The organism is Pandoraea eparura (genome assembly GCF_902459725.1).
In the GTDB taxonomy this organism is placed as follows: domain Bacteria; phylum Pseudomonadota; class Gammaproteobacteria; order Burkholderiales; family Burkholderiaceae; genus Pandoraea; species Pandoraea eparura.
The window spans coordinates 18,196-37,246 of record NZ_CABPSH010000003.1 but is presented as its reverse complement, the minus strand read 5'-3'; the positions used below and the strand labels follow the sequence as shown (position 1 = coordinate 37,246).

At 66.6% G+C, this 19,051-nt stretch carries 14 protein-coding genes; 7 read left to right on the top strand and 7 right to left on the bottom strand.

Going from position 1 to position 19,051, the window contains the following annotated elements; genetic code table 11:
• The 3 genes from bcsG to PEP31012_RS08215 all read left to right on the top strand — a co-directional run bounded on the left by bcsG (position 1) and on the right by PEP31012_RS08215 (position 4,028).
• Positions 1 to 1,635: a cellulose biosynthesis protein BcsG gene (gene bcsG, locus PEP31012_RS08225; protein WP_150588882.1), complete on the top strand. Its 1,635-nt coding sequence runs from the start codon at positions 1 to 3 to the stop codon at positions 1,633 to 1,635.
• 189 nt (positions 1,636 to 1,824) lie between these two features.
• A complete protein-coding gene (locus PEP31012_RS08220) occupies positions 1,825 to 2,823 on the top strand; it encodes an aldo/keto reductase (protein ID WP_150588881.1) in 999 nt (332 codons plus the stop codon).
• A gap of 269 nt (positions 2,824 to 3,092) precedes the next feature.
• A complete protein-coding gene (locus tag PEP31012_RS08215) occupies positions 3,093 to 4,028 on the top strand; it encodes a universal stress protein (RefSeq protein WP_150588880.1) in 936 nt (311 codons plus the stop codon).
• Between the two features lie 106 nt (positions 4,029 to 4,134).
• Here PEP31012_RS08215 and PEP31012_RS08210 read toward each other — a convergent pair whose 3' ends face one another.
• The 5 genes from PEP31012_RS08210 to PEP31012_RS08190 all read right to left on the bottom strand — a co-directional run bounded on the left by PEP31012_RS08210 (position 4,135) and on the right by PEP31012_RS08190 (position 12,142).
• Positions 4,135 to 5,394, bottom strand: coding sequence for an NAD(P)/FAD-dependent oxidoreductase (locus tag PEP31012_RS08210; protein WP_150588879.1), 1,260 nt, complete (start codon positions 5,392 to 5,394; stop codon positions 4,135 to 4,137).
• Between the two features lie 175 nt (positions 5,395 to 5,569).
• Positions 5,570 to 6,223 carry a TetR/AcrR family transcriptional regulator gene (locus PEP31012_RS08205; protein ID WP_150588878.1) on the bottom strand — a complete coding sequence of 218 codons (654 nt, stop codon included), beginning with the start codon at positions 6,221 to 6,223 and terminating at the stop codon, positions 5,570 to 5,572.
• Positions 6,220 to 7,734: an efflux transporter outer membrane subunit gene (locus tag PEP31012_RS08200; RefSeq protein WP_425494943.1), complete on the bottom strand. Its 1,515-nt coding sequence runs from the start codon at positions 7,732 to 7,734 to the stop codon at positions 6,220 to 6,222. The genes PEP31012_RS08205 and PEP31012_RS08200 overlap by 4 nt, the downstream gene beginning before the upstream one ends.
• Positions 7,734 to 10,934 (bottom strand): efflux RND transporter permease subunit, encoded by a 3,201-nt coding sequence (locus PEP31012_RS08195; protein ID WP_150588876.1) that lies wholly within the window; start codon positions 10,932 to 10,934, stop codon positions 7,734 to 7,736. Before PEP31012_RS08195 ends, PEP31012_RS08200 begins: the two co-directional genes overlap by 1 nt.
• The gene (locus PEP31012_RS08190; protein ID WP_150588875.1) at positions 10,931 to 12,142 is read right to left on the bottom strand and encodes an efflux RND transporter periplasmic adaptor subunit; all 1,212 of its coding nucleotides are present in this window, start codon (positions 12,140 to 12,142) and stop codon (positions 10,931 to 10,933) included. Before PEP31012_RS08190 ends, PEP31012_RS08195 begins: the two co-directional genes overlap by 4 nt.
• Before the next feature lie 564 nt (positions 12,143 to 12,706).
• Here PEP31012_RS08190 and phbB point away from each other — a divergent pair.
• Both phbB and PEP31012_RS08180 read left to right on the top strand, forming a co-directional pair.
• The gene (phbB, locus tag PEP31012_RS08185; RefSeq protein WP_150588874.1) at positions 12,707 to 13,450 is read left to right on the top strand and encodes an acetoacetyl-CoA reductase; all 744 of its coding nucleotides are present in this window, start codon (positions 12,707 to 12,709) and stop codon (positions 13,448 to 13,450) included.
• Between the two features lie 41 nt (positions 13,451 to 13,491).
• The gene (locus tag PEP31012_RS08180; protein WP_150588873.1) at positions 13,492 to 14,082 is read left to right on the top strand and encodes a hypothetical protein; all 591 of its coding nucleotides are present in this window, start codon (positions 13,492 to 13,494) and stop codon (positions 14,080 to 14,082) included.
• Here the strand turns inward: PEP31012_RS08180 and PEP31012_RS08175 are convergent.
• Positions 14,064 to 15,881 carry a PHA/PHB synthase family protein gene (locus tag PEP31012_RS08175; RefSeq protein ID WP_150588872.1) on the bottom strand — a complete coding sequence of 606 codons (1,818 nt, stop codon included), beginning with the start codon at positions 15,879 to 15,881 and terminating at the stop codon, positions 14,064 to 14,066. The genes PEP31012_RS08180 and PEP31012_RS08175 overlap by 19 nt on opposite strands.
• A 418-nt stretch (positions 15,882 to 16,299) precedes the next feature.
• Positions 16,300 to 16,986, bottom strand: coding sequence for a phosphatase PAP2 family protein (locus tag PEP31012_RS08170; protein WP_150588871.1), 687 nt, complete (start codon positions 16,984 to 16,986; stop codon positions 16,300 to 16,302).
• Positions 16,987 to 17,236: 250 nt separating this feature from the next.
• On the opposite strand from PEP31012_RS08170, the gene PEP31012_RS23820 reads away from it, so the two are divergent.
• The gene (locus PEP31012_RS23820) at positions 17,237 to 18,097 is read left to right on the top strand and encodes a M23 family metallopeptidase (RefSeq protein ID WP_150588870.1); all 861 of its coding nucleotides are present in this window, start codon (positions 17,237 to 17,239) and stop codon (positions 18,095 to 18,097) included.
• Between the two features lie 106 nt (positions 18,098 to 18,203).
• Positions 18,204 to 19,010 carry a trans-aconitate 2-methyltransferase gene (tam, locus tag PEP31012_RS08160; protein ID WP_150588869.1) on the top strand — a complete coding sequence of 269 codons (807 nt, stop codon included), beginning with the start codon at positions 18,204 to 18,206 and terminating at the stop codon, positions 19,008 to 19,010.
• Positions 19,011 to 19,051 lie beyond the last annotated feature (41 nt).

The window sequence follows — 19,051 nt, the reverse complement described above, 5'->3', positions numbered from 1 at the left end:
ATGGGCATCTGGAACCTCTATTTCATCGTGAAGCTGCTGCTGCTGTGGGCCGGCATCATTGGCTTTCACGTGCTGCCGAACTTTCTCTTCGCGCTGCTGCTGGCGGTTCGGCTGCGACCGCGCTGGGCCCGGGTTGCGCGACAGATGCTGGCGCTTGCGGCGGGCGCGGCGTTGCTTTATTACGATTCGAACCTGCCGCCGTTCGGCCGGTTTATCGAGCAGTTGCCCGAACTGCTCCAGTTCCGCGTCTCGTACCTGATCGAACTGCTCGGTCGCTTCGTGCCGTCGCGTTTCTGGTTGGGGTTCGCGATCCTGCTGCTGGCCTACTGGATCGTGAACCGGTGGGTGCGCGTAACGACGTTTGTGGTGCTTGCCCTGCTGATCGTGCCCGGCGTGCTGCGCGTCGGCACGTTGGTGGCGGTCGCGCCGGTGGTCGCGGCGCAGAGCGATACTGCGGCCGTCGCGTCCGTCGCGGCAGCGAGCGAGGGCGGCGCGGTGGCGGGCGAGGGCGAATTCGTGTCGGGCGACGGCGAGGTGCCGTTGGCCGCGAGTCCGGACGCCGCGCTCGACGGCTTTTACACCCGCGAACTGAAGCGCGCCGTGCCGATGCCGGCGCAGGTCGGGGCCGGCCCTGACTTCGACATCATCTTCCTGCACATCTGTTCGCTCGCACAGGACGATCTCGACGCCGACAACCTTGCCAACCTGCCGCTGCTCTCGCGCTTCGACTTCCTCTTCAAGAACTTCAACTCGGCGGCGAGCTATAGCGGTCCGGCCGCCATTCGCGTGCTGCGCGCCGGCTGCGGCCAGCCGACCCACAAGGCGCTTTACGATCCCGTCGGCCCGCAGTGCTACGTCATGAGCGACCTGAAGCAGCTCGGCTTTACGCCGTCGCTCGCGATGAACCATGACGGGCATTTCGACAACTTCATGCAGGAGGTTCAGCAGAACTTCAACGTGCAGGGCATCACGCCATTCGACAACACGCACACACGCGTGGCCATGCGCGCGTTCGACGAAACCGCGATCCACTCGGATGGCGATGTGCTGCAATCGTGGTGGCAGCAGCGCATGGCCTTGCCGGACAAACGCGTCGCGCTGTACTACAACACCATCTCGCTGCACGATGGCAATCGTCTCGAAGGCTCGCGGCTGTCGAGTGCGCAGAGCTATCCGATTCGCGTGAAGGCGATGTTCGACGACTTCGGTCAGTTCATCGACACCATCGCTCGCTCGGGCCGCAAGGCGGTCGTGGTGTTCGTGCCTGAACATGGCGCCGCGCTGCGGGGAAGCAAACTGCAGATCTCGGGCATGCGCGAAGTGCCGCTGCCCGAGATCACGCATGTGCCGGTGGCCGTCAAGCTGGTCGGCTTCGGCAATGGGGCGGCGGCCGCGCACGGCACGCCCGTCACGATTTCCACGCCCACGAGCTATCTGGCGCTGATGACGCTCGTCTCGCATTTGATTGCCAGCAACCCGTTCGCGGGAACGCCCGATCTGGCGTCGTATGCGACCGATCTGCCGCCGACGGCCTTCGTGTCGGCGAACGAGAAGACCACCGTCATGAAGTACGGCGGCAAGACGCTCATTCGTGGCCCGGACGGCGTCTGGGTGGATCTGAAATCGATGGAGTAGTGTGCCGAACCCGCGCCGAATCCACCCACAGGCCCGCGCACGCGTTTTCCCGGAATCGCGCATACTGTGCGCTCTTGCCCGCGAGCGCGGGTAATGCGGCCCGCGGCCCGCGGCCCGCGGTCGTCGTGCGCGATTGTTGTCCGCGAGGGTTGTTCGCTATCGCTTGAACCGAAACTTCCGGGAGTTACCGTGCAATACACGAAATTCGGCCGCACCGGCCTGAGCGTTTCCCGCCTGTGCCTGGGGACCATGACGTTCGGTCTGCAAACCGACGAGGCCGCCAGCCACGCGATTCTCGACCGCTGTGCCGACGCGGGCGTCAACTTCATCGATATCGCCGACGTCTATCCGCTCGGCGCCGACACCTCGCTGTCCGGGCGTACCGAGGAGATTGTCGGCCGCTGGCTCAAGGGGCGTCGCGACCAGTTCATCGTCGCGACCAAGGCCTGTGGCCAGATGGGGCCGTCGCCGTGGGACAAGGGGGCGTCGCGCAAGCACTTGCTGGATGCCATCGATGCGTCGCTGCGCCGTCTGGGTACCGACTACGTCGATCTGTATCAATTGCACTCCGACGACACTGACACCCCAATCGACGAAACGCTCGACGCGCTCGACACCATCGTGAAGTCGGGCAAGGTCCGCTACATTGGCGTGTCGAACTACCTCGCGTATCGCCTGGCGCGGGCGCTAGGCCGCGCCGACGTGCGGCGCGTCGCGCGCTTCGTGTCCGTGCAGCCGCGCTATAACCTGCTGTTCCGCCAGATCGAGCGCGAACTGCTGCCGCTGGCCAATGAAGAAGGTCTGGCGGTCATGCCCTACAACCCGCTCGCGGGCGGTTTGCTGACCGGCAAATATCGGCACGACGCCGCACCCAGCGAAGGACGCTTCACCACGGCGACGGTCGGCAAGGCGGGCGCCACGTACCAGCAGCGCTATTGGCATGAGCGCGAGTTCGAGACCATCGAGACGCTCAAGGGGATTGCGAAGGACGCCGGGGAGTCGCTCACGCGGTTGTCGCTCGCGTGGGTGCTGGCAAATCCGGTCGTCACATCGGCGATCATCGGCGCGAGCCGCGTCGAACAATTGACCGAGACGCTCGGCACTGTCGACTACACGCTTGACCCCGACCTCAAGGCGAAGCTCGACGAAGCGTCGCACGCCTACCGCTGGGGCGACGCCGCTCGATAATCCCGAGCGCCGGTCGCCAGTCGCCTGCCGATGGGATCGCCGTACACAGGCCCGATGCGTCGGGCCTGTGGCGTTTTTGTGTTGCGTCAAACGATGGCGCATTGAGGGGACAGGTCGACCCGGCAAGGGTAGTCGTCGGCCCGGATCGAGCGGTATAGTAAGCGCGTCGTGTCGCGGTTCGATAGTCGAAACGATTTGGCCGGCGGCACGATGCCGGACGCGCCGCATGCGTGCGCGGCCTTCCTCTCACGCTTCCTGCGAGGCTGCTCATGACAAAACGCATTCTGCTGGCGACCGACGGTAGCGAATCGTCACGCCGCGCGCTGCGCGAGGCGGCCGCCTTTGCGCGCAACGGCGACATGATCCGCGTCATTCACACGGTGGAAGATCCCGTCACGCTGGTGACGTCCGCCTTCGGCAAGCTCATCGATCTGGAACAGGTGCGTCGCGACATGCAGCGCGAAGGCGAGGAGCACCTGGCGCGCGCGGTGCTGTATCTGCGCGAGGAAGGGCTGGATCCGCAGGCGCACCTGCTCGATTTGCGCACCACGGGCGAGACCGTGCCCGAGGCCATGACCCGCGAGGCCAACGAGTGGGGCGCCGACATCATCATCGTCGGCACGCACGGCCGCAGCGGGGTGCGTCGTGCCATGCTGGGCAGCGTGGCCGAACAGATCCTGCGCAGTGCGGAGGTGCCGGTGATGCTGGTGGCGGGCGAGGCGCGTGCGCATTTGCCGTCGCGTTCCGGCGGACATTACGAACGCATCCTCGTTGCGCTCGATGACAGCGAGACGTCGCACCGCGCCTTCGAATACGCGCTTTCGCTGGCCCGCACGCATGGGGCGTCGTTACGCGTCGTGCACGTGCTGGATATGCCGGGGCCATTCCTCGAGAGCTTCGATCCGGCTCCGGTGCTCGACGCGGTGCGCGCCGTGGGCGAGCAGACGCTGAAGTGGGCAACACGGCGTCTGCATGAGGCAGGGGTGCCCGGCGATGTAGAGATGCGGGAGCTTCAGCCGGCCGGCGAAGGCGTGGCCGATCAGATCATCGCCGCCGGCAAGGAGGCCGACGCCGATGTCATTGTGCTCGGCACGCACGGGCGGCGAGGCTTTCGGCGCTTCACGCTGGGCAGCGTCGCCGAGGACACGGCCCGCCATGCGGGCCGTCCGGTGTTGCTGTTGCCGGCGCACGCACCGGTGGAGTGAGACGCGCGACGCTCGGCGGCCTGTCGATCGTCAGGCCGTCGGGCGTGCCAAGCGTGCCAAGCGTCGCGCGCCCGGGTTTCGACCCGTCGGCCGAACGTCTGCGGCCTCAGGCGGCCGGGCCGAGTTCCGCGAGCAGTGTCTTGAGGGGCGTGGCGGCGTCGGCCAGACGCACCGGGTCAACCACCGCACGGCGGCCGACCAGTTCGCGTGCGGCCAGAAATTCCTGCGCCCGGTTGATGCTGGCGGCTGCCACGACGGCGCCCTCGCGCAGATAGAAGCGCATGAACACGGCGGCCCCTTGCGCATCCGGCAAGCGGCGCTCGACCACGGCGTCATGGCCGTCGGTCAGGCCGACCATTTGCAGCTTGGCGTTGAACTGATCCGACCAGAACCACGGCGCGCTCGCCACGGCCTTGGGCGCATCGCCATGCACCACGCTCGCGGCGACTTTGGCCATTTCACTGGCGCTCGGTACCGATTCCAGACGGATACGGCGGCCCAGCGCCGGGTGTTCGTGGTGTGCACAGTCGCCCACCGCCAGGATCGCCGGATCGCTCGTACGGGCAAATTCGTCGACGACGATGCCGTTCTCGACCGTGAGGCCAGCGGCCTGCGCCAGCTCCGTGTTCGGCACGAGACCGATGCCGACGACCACGACATCCGCTGGCAGACGTTTGTCACCCGCCACGACGGCCACGACCTGGCCGGCCGCATCACGCTCCAGCGCTGTCACGCCGACGCCCACCTGAACATCGACGCCATTCTCGCGATGCAGCGCCGCGAAGAATTCCGCCAGATCGGCTTCGGCCACGCGGGCCAGCAGGCGCGGCGCCGCTTCGAGCACGGTCACGGCGGTGCCTGCCTTGACGGCACTTGCCGCCACTTCCAGACCGATGTAGCCGCCGCCGACCACGACGACCCGCTTGCCGGGTGCGAGCGCCTCACGCAGACGCGTCGCGTCGGCGATGTTGCGCAGATAATAGACGTTCGGGGCGTCGCCGCCCGGTATCGGCAGAAGGCGCACGCGTCCGCCGAGTGCCAGCACCAGATGATCGTAGCCCAGCGACTGGCCGTCGTCGAACGTGACCGTGCGTGCCGCGCGATCGATGGCGGTGGCCGTCACCCCCAGGCGCACGTCGATCTCGGCCTTTTCCCAGGCATCGGCTGGGCGAATCAGCAGGCTGGCCTCGTCGGCCTGGCCGGCCAGGAAAGCCTTCGAGAGCGGCGGACGACGATACGGCAGGTGGGTTTCGCTGCCGGCGAGCACGATGCGCCCGGCGTAACCAAGTTGGCGCAGGGCGAGGGCGGTTTCGCCGCCGGCCTGACCGGCGCCGAGAATGACGGTGGTGGAAGTCGCTTCAGACATAAGGATGAAAGCAAAAGTAGGCGGCCGCCAGTGTAATGCATCGGCGTGCCGGCTGCGTCCCGGATACCGTCAAGATGGCATTCGTGCCGCCGCCTCGCCGCTCGCCACGCCAGCCACCACGCCAGCCACCACGCCAGCCACCACGCCCACCACTTCCCCCCGACACAGACCCGCGTCAGCCCTTTTTGTTGTCTGGCTCGGCAAAGAACAGCGACTCGACCTGCTTGAGGAGGGCCGGCCCGAACGCATCGCCGCCGACCTGCGGCGCGATCAACTGCATCAGCACCGGCGAACCGGGCGGCGGGTGCAGTGCGTGGACGAGAACGCAGAAGTACATGGCCGGATGTTCGGCACGCACGACCCCCGCTTGCATGCCCTGCACAATGAGAGGCGCCATCGCCTCGTAGACGGGCATCACCAGGTGGCCGTGCAGAATCGCGCCGCGCTCGCCGGTCTCCGACGAGTGCTGTGCGATGAACTGCTTATGCTCGGGATGGGTGGCGGCGTGGGCCGCGATGATGGAGATGGCTTCCTTGAGGCGATCGGTCACCGGGCGCGCGGTGTCGAGCGAGAGCGCGCGCAGGCGCTCGCCCGGGGCCGCGAGCGCGGCCTCGAGCGTGTCCACGCACGCGCGCCACAGTTGTGCTTTCGAGCCGAAGTGCACGCGCACGAGGCTGGCGTCGACCTTTGCCGCCCGGGCGATGCCGCGCAGGTTGGCGCCGTCATAGCCTTGTTGCGAAAAGGCATCGATGGCGGCGGCAAGCAGCGCCGCGCGGCCATCGGGCAGATATTTGGGGCGTCGGCCCCGTGGGGTCGGTGTGGCAGTCATCGTGGCAGAGCGTCTTGCGCGGGGTATGTGGCTTGGGTGGCTTGGGCGGCCTGGGGGGCATCGGCCACCGGCGCCGGCGGCACCCCCATCGCGTAGAAGAGGAGCGCAGTATCCGACAAACGCGCGCCGGTTGCACGCACCGTCGTCAAATAGGCGTTCCAATACTGCTGCTCGCGTCCGCGGGCGGCCGACGTCGGCAGGGCGCCCAGACGCACGCGGGCCGCCGTGTCGCGGTAGATCTGCTCGGCCGCCGCGCTGGCCTGGTCGGCGTGCCGCAGCGACGCGTTGTCCGCCTCGAGCGATGCCAGCGTATCGGCGACGTTCTTGAACGCGGCAAGCACGGTCTGCTTGTACTGGTCGACGGCCGCGTCATACGCGGCGCTCGCCGCGCGACGCTGCGCCAGCAACGCACCGCCATGGAAGATCGGCTGGGTGATCGAGGCGGCCACACTCCACAGCGACCCGGCGTTCGATAGCACGGTCGGCCAATGGAAACCCCCTTTGCCCATCGACGCGCTGAGCGTCAGGCTCGGGAACATCTGCGCCGTGGCCACGCCGACGTCGGCGGAGGCGGCCTTGAGGGCCATCTCGGCTGCCTGAATGTCGGGGCGCGATTGCAGCAACGTCGACGGCACGACGACCGGCACCCGCGCTGGCACCTTCAGCTCCCCCAGGGGGAGATCGTCGGGGGCGCGATCGGGCGTGCGGCCCAGCAACACGGCCAACGCGTGACGCGTGGACTGCCACTGCGCGTGCAGGCCGGGCAGCGACGCGGCCAGTGTCTCGGCGTTCTGTGCGGACGCCAGCGCATCGGTGCGGGAGACGGCACCGAGCGCCTCACGTCGCGCCATCTCCGTGGCGTCGGTCTGCGCCAGCGCGACGAGTCGTTCGGTCGCCTTGACCTGAGCGCCGAGCACTGACGCCCCGATGGCGCCGGAGACGATGTTCGCCGCGAGTGCCTGTCGTGCGGCTTCGAGCTGGAACGCCTGCTGATCGACGTGGGCCGCCAGCGACGCATTGGCAAAGCGCGAGGCGCCGAAGAAGTCGAACGTGTAGCGCGCCTGCACCTGTCCCACGAACATGTTGTACAGCGCGGTCGGCGGCCCAAGCGTCGGGATGCCGAGCGCGCGCTCACGCGCCGCTTCGCCACCAAGGTCGATTGACGGGAAGAGCGACGCACCGACCTGCGCCTTCAACTGCTCGCGCGCGCTCTGCAAGGCATGTTCCGCCGAGGACAGGGAGGGACTGTTGCGCAGTCCCTCGTCGACGAGGGCATCGAGGGTGGCCGAGCGGTAGGCGTGCCACCAGGCGTTCACGGGCGCCGCGCCCACGTCGAACTGCTGCGCTGTGCCTTGCGCCACGTCCGTGCGCGCCGGTAGCGCGTTGAGGCCATAGTGTGCGGGCGAGGGCATGACCGGTGGCGTGTCGCCTGGGGAGAACGCACAGGCACCAAGCGACAGCGCCAGGATGGGCACGAGCGGGGCGCACTGGCGCCGGGCGAGACGCGACATCATGAGCGGTCTCCTTGCGAGTCAGCGACATGTGTGGGGTTGGCGGGCGAGGCACGTTCGTTGTGACGCACGCGGAACGCCGTGGCATACAGCGCCGGCAGGAAGAACACGGTGAGGATCGTGGCACTGGTGATGCCGCCCATCAACGCCGTGGCCATCGGGCCGAAGAAGTTGCTGCGCAGCAGCGGAATGAGCGCGAGCACGGCGGCCGCGGCCGTGAGCGTGATCGGCCGAAAGCGCCGGACCGTGGCGCTCACGATGGCGTCGAAGCGGGGGTGTCCGGCGGCGATGTCCTGCTCGATCTGGTCGACCAGAATCACCGAGTTGCGCATGATGATGCCAAACATCGCGATCACCCCGAGCATGGCCACGAAGCCGAACGGCTTGCCGAACAGCAGCAGTGTGGCCACCACGCCAATCATGCCGAGCGGGGCCGTGAGCACGACGAGCAGGGTGCGCGCGAAGCTCTGGAGTTGAATCATCAGGAGCGTGAGCACCGCGATGATCATGATCGGCATTTGCGCCATGATCGACGACTGCCCCTTGGCGGATTCTTCGACGGATCCGCCGATCTCGATGCGATAGCCCACCGGAAGGGCCCGGCGAATGTCGCCGAGCGAGCGGTAGACGGCTTCGGTCACATCGATGCCTTGCTTGCCCGCGCGCACATCCGAGCGCACGGTGAGGGTCGGCTGTCGGTCGCGTTCCCAGATCACGCCGTATTCCAGATCGTTGACCACATGGCCGAGCGTGGCCAGCGGCACCGGGCCATTCGGCGTCGGCATGGCGAGCGTGGCGAGCTTTGCCGGATCCACTCGCTCGGCCTTGGGGGCGCGCAGCGTGATCGAAATCAGCTTGTCCCGCTCGCGGTATTGGCTGATGTCGTAACCCGTGAGCGTCATGGCGATGAAGTTCGAGATATCCGTCGAACTCACCCCCAGCGCGCGGGCCCTCTGCTGATCGACCTCGAAGCGCACCGAGCGTTGCGATGGCTCGTCCCAGTCGAACTGGACGTCGGTCGTGTCGCCGTTCTTGCGCATGACCTGCGCCACCTGCTCGGCGATCTTGCGCACCGTGCCGATGTCGTCGCCGCTCACGCGAAACTGCACCGGAAAACCGACAGGCGGTCCGTTTTCCAGCCGGGACAAGCGGGTGCGCACCCCGGGCATGGCCTCGCGCAGCTTGGGCTCGAGCCATTGGGCGAGCGCCTCGCGGTCCTCGACGGACTTGGCGGTAATCACCAGTTGCGCGAAATTCGGCGTGGGCAATTGCTGATCGAGCGGCAAATAGAAGCGCGGCGCGCCGGTACCGACAAAGCTCACCGTGTGATCGATCTCCTTGCGGCCCTTGAGCAACGCTTCCAGACGCTGTGTCTCACGCAGCGTTGCCGGGTACGACGCCCCTTCCTGCAAACGCAGATCGACCATCAGTTCCGGCCGGTCGGAACTCGGGAAGAACTGCTGGGGTACGAGCGAGAAGCCGGCCATCGAGATCAGGAACAGCACGACGGTGATCGCGAGCACGATGAACCGGCGCTCGATACACCATGTCAGCCAGCCGCGCAGGCGGTTGTAGAAGCGGGTGTCGTAGACCTCGTGCTCGTGATCGTCGCCGTGATGCGCCTCGCGCGCACGCTCGGGCAGCAGCTTGTAGCCCAGCAGCGGAATGAGCACCACGGCGGCCAACCATGACGCGAGCAGCGCAATGGCCGAGACCTCGAAGATCGAACGCGTGTACTCGCCGGTGCTCGACTTCGCGAGCGCGATGGGCAGAAAGCCGGACACCGTCACGAGCGTGCCGGTCAACATGGGGAATGCCGTGCTGGTATAGGCGAAGGCGGCCGCGCGCTTGCGATTCCAGCCTTGCGCGAGTTTCACGGCCATCATCTCGACCGCGATGATGGCGTCGTCCACCAGCAGGCCGAGTGCCAGGATCAACGTGCCGAGCGACACCTTGTGCAGCCCGATGTCGAACAGGTACATGAACAACGACGTTACGGCGAGCACGACCGGAATCGAAATCGCCACCACCAGGCCGGTGCGCAATCCGAGCGAGACGAGGCTCACGACCAGCACGATGGCGACGGCTTCGGCCACGGCTTCGAGAAAGTCGTCGACCGAATGCGACACCGACTTCGACATGCTCGCGACTTCGGTGAGCTTGAGGCCGGCAGGCAACTGGGCGCGCAGTTCGCCCATCGTGCCGGCGAGTGCCTTGCCCAGATGAATGACGTCCTGCCCCGGCTGCATGGTGATGCCGATGCCGAGCACAGGCTTGCCGCCGAAGCGCATCTCCGAGACAGGCGGATCGACGTAGCCGCGCTTGATCGTGGCGATGTCACCCAGCCGGAAGGTTCGGTCGTTCACACGGATGAGCGTGTCGGCGAGTGCTTGCACGGTGTGGAACTGGCCGCTCGGGCGCACGACCAGACGGTCGTTGGGTGTGTCGATGGTGCCCGCCGGCGAGACGGCGTTCTGTGCGCCCACCGCCTGGGCGATCTGGTTCGGCGAGATACCGAGGCGCGTCAACTGCGTATTGTTGATCTCGACATAGACGCGCTGCTCCTGGTCGCCGAAGTAGTCGACCTTCGCCACGCCGGGCACGCGCAACAGTACGGTGCGTAGTGAGTCGGCGTAGTCGTGCAACTGGGCAGGGCTGAAGCCGTCGCCTTCGAGCGTGAAGATATGCGTGTAGACGTCACCGAATTCGTCGTTGAAGAACGGCCCTTGCACCCCTTGCGGCAACGTGTACGCGATGTCGCCGACTTTCTTGCGTACCTGGTACCACTCTTGCGGCACGTCGCTCGCGGGCGCCGAATCCTTCATCGAGAAGAACAGCAGCGACTCGCCGGGCCGCGAATAGCTGCGCTGGAAGTCGATGGCTGGCATCTCCTGGAGCTTGCGCGCGATCCGGTCGGTGACCTGCTCCTGCACCTGTTTGGCACTTGCGCCCGGCCAGTAGGTGCGGATGACCATCACGCGGAACGTGAAGGGAGGATCTTCCGATTGCGCGAGGCGCGAGTAGGCCAGAATGCCGAAGATCGTCGCCATCGCGATCAGAAAGATCACGAGCGAGCGATGCCGCAGGGCCCACGCGGAGAGATTGAAGCGACCCTCCTCGTAGCGATCGTCCCGCGGCGAGGGTGACGACGCGGCGGGGGAGGTAGAGGGCACGGGCGGCTTCCCGTCCGGCGCGCTCATGACGCGAAATCCTCGGGGTGCAGCGGCGCAATCACGCGAACCTTCTCGCCGGCCGTGACGGTGTGCACGCCCTGCCAGACGATGCGCTCACCGGGTTGAATGCCGCCCGCGACCGTGACGGTGCGCTCGCCGTAGCGCGCGATGCTCACGCGTCGCAGCACCAGCGTGTTGTCGGACTTGACGACCCACACGGCGGGTTGGTTGCCTTCGTGAAAGAGGGCGGTCGACGGCAGCGTGATGGGCGGACCGTCTGCGAGCGCGGCGGTGGCGCCCGACGCCGCAGAGGCCGACGTGGCGGACGTTGCGGCCGCCGGGGGCTGGGCCGCGGGCGCCGCAAAGGGCTGAGCGAATGCGACGTTGGCCGTCATGCCGAGCCTGACGTCGGGGCCGGGCGAGAGCAGCGTGAGCTTGGCCCGGTAGGTGCGGCTCATGGGATCGGCCGCCGGTGCGACTTCACGCACACGGGCTTGCCACGTCTTGCCCGGCACGGCGGGTAGCGAGACGGTCGTCGTCTGCCCAACGCGCAACGCACCGAGCGCGAGCTCGGGCACGTCGGTAATCACGTCAACGTCGCCTGTCCACGCCAACTGGTACACCGGTTGGCCGGCGCTGACGTTCTGTCCCGTATCGGCCTGTTCGGCGGTGATCACGCCGTCGCGATCGGCCTTGAGACTGCCATAGCTCAACTGATCGCCAGCCAGCGCGGCCTGCTGACTCGCCTGATTGCGCTGTGCGAGCGCGCTGGCATAGGCGTTCTCTGATTGCTCGAGTTGTGCCGGTGCAATAAGGTTTTCGCGGGCTTGCGCGCGGTCTCGCGTCACGGTCTGCGTCGCGTAATCGAGTTGATGCTGCGCGGCGTCGAGCTGGGCGCGTGCACTGGCGGCGTTCTTCGTGAGATCCGCGGGGTCCAGCCGGGCGACGATCTGGCCCGCCTTGACGGCGTCGCCGAGTCGCACGTCGCGCTCGATGATCTTGCCTGCGACACGGAACGACAGCGGTGTGGCGTAACGCGCCTCGATCTGCGCTGGCAGAGAGACGACCGGCGTTTGCTCGGCGGCCTTGGCGGCCACCGCCACGACCGGGCGCGCAGGCACCTCCGGCGGGGCCTTGCGCGAACACGCGCTCAATGTGGCGACGGCAATGGCCGTGGTGGCGACGGCCAGAGCGAGCCGGCGGCGGCGTAGTACGGTGTCGGGAAGAAGAGGCATCGTGCGCTCGCAACTCACAAAGTGAGACATTCGGAATAAATCTACGGGCGATGATATATGGATTGCGGGCGTGCCGCAACGGGCGTTGCGGGGGGTGGGTCACCCCCCCTGTGACTATCGATAGGCGCCATGTCATTGGATTGTTGTCGCCACGCCGGGAAAGGCCAACCGCCGAATTATTTTGGAGTACGATGCCTATCGGGCGATCAGACGATGGGTCGCTCGGTCGCTCGGTCGCTCGGTTGCTCAGATGCTCAGATGCTCGGTCTCTTGGTCTTTCGGGCTCTCGGCTAGGCCCGGGAAATGGCCGAAGCCCGCGTCGTGTCCGGTTCGGCATGTTAGGCGTTTCACCCTGTGACGCAGTCGAGGCAGTGCGCGTGGCGACGACAGCGGATATCGGCGCGCGTTCGCGGTCGTCGCCGCAGGGGCTTCCGAGTTTGACCAAAGTCAAGGCAAGAGCATGCGCGGCGAGCGCGCGTGGCGGCAAGACGGGGGTTCGCGCCTATGCTGGAGGTATCTGACATCTGACGTTTCGCGATTGACGTTCACCGGAGACGGATAGCCATGACAACACGCATCGCTTTGGTCACAGGCGGCATGGGCGGTTTGGGTGAGGCGATCAGCCTGCGCCTGGCCGATGCTGGGTATCGGGTTGCGGTGACCTGCTCGCCGCAGAACCACCATTGCGAAGACTGGGTCGAGCGCATGCGCGACACCGGCCGCGAGTTCGCGGCGTATCGCGTCGACGTGGCCGACTTCGCGTCATGCGAGGCCTGTGCGAAAGCCGTTGAATCGGACACCGGGCCGGTGGACATCCTGATCAATAACGCGGGAATTACGCGCGACGCGACGATGCGCAAGATGACGTCGGACGATTGGCAGGCGGTATTGCGCACGGACCTCGATAGCGTATTCAACATGACCCGGCCGATCTTTGGCGGCATGGTCGCACGCGGCTGGGGCCGCATCATCAACATCTCGTCGGTCAATGGCAGCCGTGGTGCGTTTGGACAAGCGAACTACGCCGCCGCAAAGGCCGGCATGCACGGGTTCACCAAGTCGCTGGCGCTGGAGCTCGCCAAGGCGGGGGTCACCGTCAACACGATCTCGCCGGGCTATCTCGCCACGAAGATGGTCACGGCTGTGCCCCAGGACGTACTCGAATCACGCATCCTTCCGCAAATTCCGGTCGGCCGGTTGGGGCGCCCGGATGAGGTCGCCGCCCTCGTGGCCTTCCTCGTGTCGGACGACGCCGGTTTCATCACCGGCAGCAACCTTGCCATCAACGGTGGCATGCATATGGAGTGACTTGCAGCGACGCTGCCAACCACTTACCCAGGAGAGTCACGATGACAAAGGAAACGAATCCGGCGCTGACGTTGGTCAAACTTGGCACTGCGAGTGCATTGGGGGCCTACGGCATTCTGCTGGAAGCCGCGCAACACATGCACCAGTTGCAGGCAGAGCGCGATACCGAATTGCTCAAGGCGCACGCCGACGCCGAGAAGTCGCTCGGTGGCGCCAAGGATTTCAATGGCTTGTTGACTGCGCACTTGCAGATGCTCAACGGTCAACTCGCACAGCAGAACGAATTCTGGCGCGAGTGGCTGGCCGTGTGCGCGCACAATCAACTGCTCTGGACCGAGCATCTGCGCAAGACCGGCGAAGACCTGCAGCATGGCATGGCCGGTGCCATGACGATGCCGGATCTGATGGGGACGGGCGCGGCGCCAGGCGAGGCCGCCAAGGCGGCCGAAGCGCCGTTGCAGAAGTGGTTCCAGGCGTTCAACGACGCTGCGCTGGGCACGATGGACGCCTGGCGGCGCATGTCGACGCAAGCGGCGCAGGCGACCGAGGCCGCCGTCTCGCAACAGTCGCCGCTCAACGGGCGCGTACCCCCGAAGCGCGGCAACGCGCCGGCTCAGCGCTCGAGCACGTAAGCGCCGGGCGCATCGCATAGCGAGCGTGCCGGCGGCCAGGCAGCGGCGATCGATTGGCCGCTGCCCTGCGCCAGCAGCCACGCCTGCCATGCCGGCCACCAGGAGCTTGGCCTGGCGGGCGTGGCGCCGAACCACTCCTCAGGGTCGCGATAGGCCGCGCCGGCCGCGCGCGTGGCGACCCGATGGTGGCTGGTCGGATGTCCTGGCTCGCAGACGATACCCACGTTGTGCCCACCCGAGACGAGGGCAAACGTCAGATCGCCGTTGTAGAGCAGGTGCATCTTGTAGACCGAGCGCCATGGGGAGATGTGGTCGCGCTCGGTCGCCACCACGAACATCGGTACGCGAATATCCGATAGCGCGACCGGCAACCCGCCGACCTTGAGCGTGCCCGTCGCCAACGCATTGTTCAGATACAGTTCGCGCAGGCAGTCGCTATGCAGTCGCGCGGGTATCCGTGTGGTATCGGCATTCCACACCGTGAAGTCGGTCGTTTGCGCCGGTTTGCCGAGCAGGTAGTCGTGCATGAGCCGCGACCAGATCAGATCGCGCGAATTGAGCAACTGGAAGGTGCCCGCGAGCTGCTCGCCGCTGATGAATCCCTGCCGCCACATCATCGCTTCGAGATAGGCTACCTGGCTGGCGTCGATAAAGAGTCCCAACTCGCCCGGCTCGCTGAAGTCGGATTGCGCAGCCAGCAGGGTCACACTGGCCAGCATGTCACGTTCGGTTTCGCCTTTGGCCTGTCTTTCAGCCCAATTTTCGTTACCGTCGCCGCGCGCGCTTGCACCGCCGCCCTGCGGGGTCTCACGCGCCAGCGTCGCCGCCGCGATGGCGAGCAGCGTGCCGCCCAGGCAGTATCCGCACGCGTGCACGGGCGCATTGTCCGTCAGACGGCGTACCTCCCGCAGCGCGGTCAACAATCCCGCGTTCAGATAGTCGTCCAGCCCTCGGCCGCGGGCCTTCGGCCCGGCGTTGTGCCACGACATCATGAAAACGTTGTGGCCCTGCGCCACCAGATAGCGCACGAGGGAATGCTGCGCCTCCAGGTCGAGGATGTAGTACTTCAGCAGCCACGACGGCACGATCAGGATCGGTTCGCGCCACGTCTGCGTCTGTGTCGGGGCATATTGCAGCAACTCGAAATACGCGTTGCGATAGACGACCTTGCCGGGCGTCGCGGCGATGTCGTGGCCGACGCAGAATGCCTTGCACGCTTGCGGCCCCGCCCCGGGCGCGTGGCCGGCCGCCATGTCGTGCAGGTCGGACCACCAGCGTTGCGCGCCGTTGACGAGGTTCTGCCCCTGCGTGTCTCGCACGGCGTTGATGACTTCCGGATTCAGGTACCAGAAGTTGCTTGGCGAGAACATGTCGAGCCATTGCCTCGCCATGAAGCGCACCACGTCACGGTGATGCCGATTGACGCCCGGAATCTCGCCGGTCATCGTGTCGACGAAATTCTCCGCGCGCAGGAAACGTTCACGCCACCAGGCGAATGGGGGTTGATCCCAGAGCGGATCGCGAAAACGCCGGTCGGCGACATGCGGGCCGCTGGGCTTGGCCCGACGGCTGGTCGTCGGCTTGTCGATGGCCGCGAAGGCCCTGAACACGTTGAGCTGATGCCCGGGCGCCGTGGCGGCGTGCATGGCCCAATCGGCCCAGGCGAGCGCCACGGCAGCGGGTGAGACATTGCCGGTAAAGCGCGCGGTCGCGGACATTGCGGCCCGATCCAGGCTGTCGGTAAAGGAGGTCGGGGACGACGGGAATTCCACCTCGGGCGTCTGGGCTGAAGCCGGCATGCTTTCCGCCGACGCAGAAGTATGGCTTGGGGCTGCGGCGGGCGCCGGGCCCGGCGGCGTGGCACGGCGCGTCGGCGGATCGGCGGTCTTGGGCGCGCCCCGCGAGCGCGATGCGGGTGATGATGGCGTCGCGGGGGACGATGGCGCTTCGGAAGTCTTGGCGCTGCGAGCAGGCATGGTGGACTCCGTTCTGGCTTGCCACGGTCATGCGAGCGCGCGCCGTGGGCGGCAACAATGAGCAACGAAAGCGGGCAACGACAACGAACCACACCACGGGACGCCGGCCATGGGCAACGCCCCCGGTGACGGGACATCGAGACGTCATCGGGTGTTTCGGCAAATATAGCGCAGACGTCTTACACCAATCGTGATCTACGACAAATAGCGGGGGCGCGTTGTTGTGACCCGCGCACGCGGTTCATCGTACCGGGGCGGGCGTTGACGTGCCGGGCGGAGCGGCAGGGATCGCGGGCACGGACACGTGCACGGGCTTTCGCGCGTGCCAACTGATGCGACGGAACGGGTGGTCGCGTCCGGACAGTGTGAGTGCGATGTGGGTGATCCAGCGTTGCGTCGGCACGCGCTCGCCATGCAGCCACATCACGAGGACAAACAGACTTGCCGCCATCGGCAGCGTTTTGAGATTGGGGGTGGCGTCGTGACGCGTGTGCCATGCAAACGCGGCGCAGACGGCGAAGCCCACGGCACAGCCGACCACAGTCTCCGAAATCGAGTGCGCCGAGAGGGCGACGCGCGACGCCCCGACCGCCACGCTGCCCGCGGCGGCGGCGGTCATGCCGAGCACACGCCACGGCCACGCGAGGTGGCGCACAAGCAGCCATGCGATGACTGGGTACACGGTGGCGGCGAGCATGGTATGGCCGCTCACGCCCGTGAAATCGAGTTCGCGCACCCCGAGGCCCCAGCCAAGGAACATGACCTTGGACGCCGCCACGGCAAGTGCGCCGGCGGCAAATAGCGCGACCCAGGTAAAGGCCATGCGCCACGCGCGGGCCGAGAGCAACCACAGGGTGAGGGCGGCAGCGGCGGGCACCGTCACCGCGGCACCGCCGAAATTGGTAATCGTGATCCAGAAGCTAGACATGACTGGCGAAGAACGGCCCAGTGGCGGAGAACGCCGGGCGAAAGCGCTATCTTACGCGCGCCACGGCGGGGTGAACACAGGGCGGTGCCGTTGACCGCAGGCAGACGGCGTCGGATGAGGCTGCTGTGTCGGGTGATCTCCCAAATGACGTCATTTTCATGGGGGTTGGCGGGTGTTTTGCGAGATTTCCCGTCAATTATCGCCGTGATGCCCCGTAGACTGCGTCGTTTTCGAACAGGTTTCTCGAGCGATGTCTTTCTCTTCACCCTCCTTCAAGCGCAAGTGCGCCGCGTTGGACGGCGGCGCGCAAGGCCTGCGGGGGCGGGGCGAAGGCCGTCGCTCCCGCAGGCTCGCGGCCTGGGTCTGGCTGTGCATGGTGGCGCCGCTGCCTGCGCTGGCCGACGCCGACGGCATGGCCGACACATTGCGTCTGCACCCGCGTCTGACCCCGTCCTTTACCTTCGCCTCGCCGACGCCGCCTGGATTGGCCGACGTGTCGTCCCCGCAGACGGACGTGACGTTACGCCAATCCGTCTGTGCCAAGGTGACGCCGCTTTATGCGATGCCCATGACCGTGCGCGCGGCAAAGCCGCTCGTCATGCCGGTGACCTACTCCCGGGTGTCGTCGGATTTCGGCACGCGCTACCACCCGGTGCGACGCGTGAAGCATCGCCACACCGGCATCGATCTCGTCGCGCCTTTGGGCGCGCCGGTACGCGTGGTGGCACAAGGCGTGGTGAAGTCCATCGGCTACGAGCGCCGGGGGTTTGGGCGTTACATCGTGATCGCACATCGACACGACAGCGAGACGATCTACGCCCACCTGTCCGCCACGGCGCGCGGGCTGCGCGTCGGCGAGACGGTAACGGCGGGCCGGGTCATCGGCGCGGTCGGCAAGTCGGGCATGGTCACGGGCCCGCATCTGCACTTCGAGCTGCGTCGACAGGGGGTTCCCGCCGATCCGCGTGCGCTGCTGCGTCGCACGGCCCGGATGAGCGAATCGTCCTCAGGCGCAGGCAACCCGTGTCTGAACGTGCTCAATGGTGTGCCGTCGTGGCATCTGCATGGCGGCGCCGGCGCGGTGGCTCGATGGCAATACTCGCCGCTCTGAGGCGCAAGTCGATTTGAGGCGCTACATCTGCCTGTGTTGTGGGAAGCACTTCAGGCGGCGACCTGATATCGTATGGCGCTTGCCCGATCCTCTTCCGGAGAGTGCCATGTCGCAAGTCCCTTCGTCACATGCCCCGGTCAATCCTGCGTGGCAGGCCGAACAGTACGTCAAGTTCGAAGACGAGCGCACGCGTCCCGTGCGCGATCTCGTGGCCGCCATCCCGCCCCTTGCCGATCGCGGCGTGGCGCGCGTGGTCGATATCGGCTGCGGCCCCGGCAACTCCACCGAAGTGCTCGCCGCGCGCTATGCGCATGCCGACGTGCTCGGGTTGGACAGCTCGCAGGACATGGTCGACGCGGCGCGCGCGCGATTGCCGCAACATCGGTTCGCGCTGGCTGACATCTCGACGTGGACGGATGGCCCGTTCGACGTGATACTCGCCAACGCCGTATTGCAATGGTTGCCGGATCACGAAACGCTGTATCCGCGCCTGGTCGGCTGTCTGTCCCCCGGCGGTTCGCTGGCCGTGCAGACCCCCGACAATCTCGACGAACCGGCGCACCGGCTGATGCGGGAAGTTGCAGCCGATCCGCGTTGGGCCGCAACGCTCAAAGGGGTGGAGCGCACAGCACGTCACGGCGCGACGTTCTACTATCCGCTGCTGCGCGCGTTGTGCTCGCGCGTGGACATCTGGCGGACCACTTACTATCACCCGCTCGAGGGCGGGGCGCCGGCGGTCGTGGAGTGGTTCAAGGGCAGTGCGTTGCGGCCATTCCTCGCGAAGCTTGACGATGCGTCGCGAGAGGCGTTCCTCGTGCGATACACGGACGAGATTGCCAAAGCGTATCCGGCGCTGGCCGACGGCACGGTATTGTTGCCGTTCCCGCGACTGTTTGTGGTTGCGACGCGCTGATTTGCCCGATGAGTCGAAATCACCCCTCGCGGGGGAGGTGG

Bases quoted from the DNA above. Each gene is read 5' to 3' on its own strand.
- bcsG (WP_150588882.1), top strand. From the start codon at position 1: ATGGGCATCTGGAACCTCTATTTCATCGTGAAGCTGCTGCTGCTGTGG.
- PEP31012_RS08215 (WP_150588880.1), top strand. From the start codon at position 3,093: ATGACAAAACGCATTCTGCTGGCGACCGACGGTAGCGAATCGTCACGC.
- PEP31012_RS08210 (WP_150588879.1), bottom strand. From the start codon at position 5,394: ATGTCTGAAGCGACTTCCACCACCGTCATTCTCGGCGCCGGTCAGGCC.
- PEP31012_RS08205 (WP_150588878.1), bottom strand. From the start codon at position 6,223: ATGACTGCCACACCGACCCCACGGGGCCGACGCCCCAAATATCTGCCC.
- PEP31012_RS08200 (WP_425494943.1), bottom strand. From the start codon at position 7,734: ATGTCGCGTCTCGCCCGGCGCCAGTGCGCCCCGCTCGTGCCCATCCTG.
- PEP31012_RS08195 (WP_150588876.1), bottom strand. From the start codon at position 10,934: ATGAGCGCGCCGGACGGGAAGCCGCCCGTGCCCTCTACCTCCCCCGCC.
- PEP31012_RS08190 (WP_150588875.1), bottom strand. From the start codon at position 12,142: ATGCCTCTTCTTCCCGACACCGTACTACGCCGCCGCCGGCTCGCTCTG.
- phbB (WP_150588874.1), top strand. From the start codon at position 12,707: ATGACAACACGCATCGCTTTGGTCACAGGCGGCATGGGCGGTTTGGGT.
- PEP31012_RS08180 (WP_150588873.1), top strand. From the start codon at position 13,492: ATGACAAAGGAAACGAATCCGGCGCTGACGTTGGTCAAACTTGGCACT.
- PEP31012_RS08175 (WP_150588872.1), bottom strand. From the start codon at position 15,881: ATGCCGGCTTCAGCCCAGACGCCCGAGGTGGAATTCCCGTCGTCCCCG.
- PEP31012_RS08170 (WP_150588871.1), bottom strand. From the start codon at position 16,986: ATGTCTAGCTTCTGGATCACGATTACCAATTTCGGCGGTGCCGCGGTG.
- PEP31012_RS23820 (WP_150588870.1), top strand. From the start codon at position 17,237: ATGTCTTTCTCTTCACCCTCCTTCAAGCGCAAGTGCGCCGCGTTGGAC.
- tam (WP_150588869.1), top strand. From the start codon at position 18,204: ATGTCGCAAGTCCCTTCGTCACATGCCCCGGTCAATCCTGCGTGGCAG.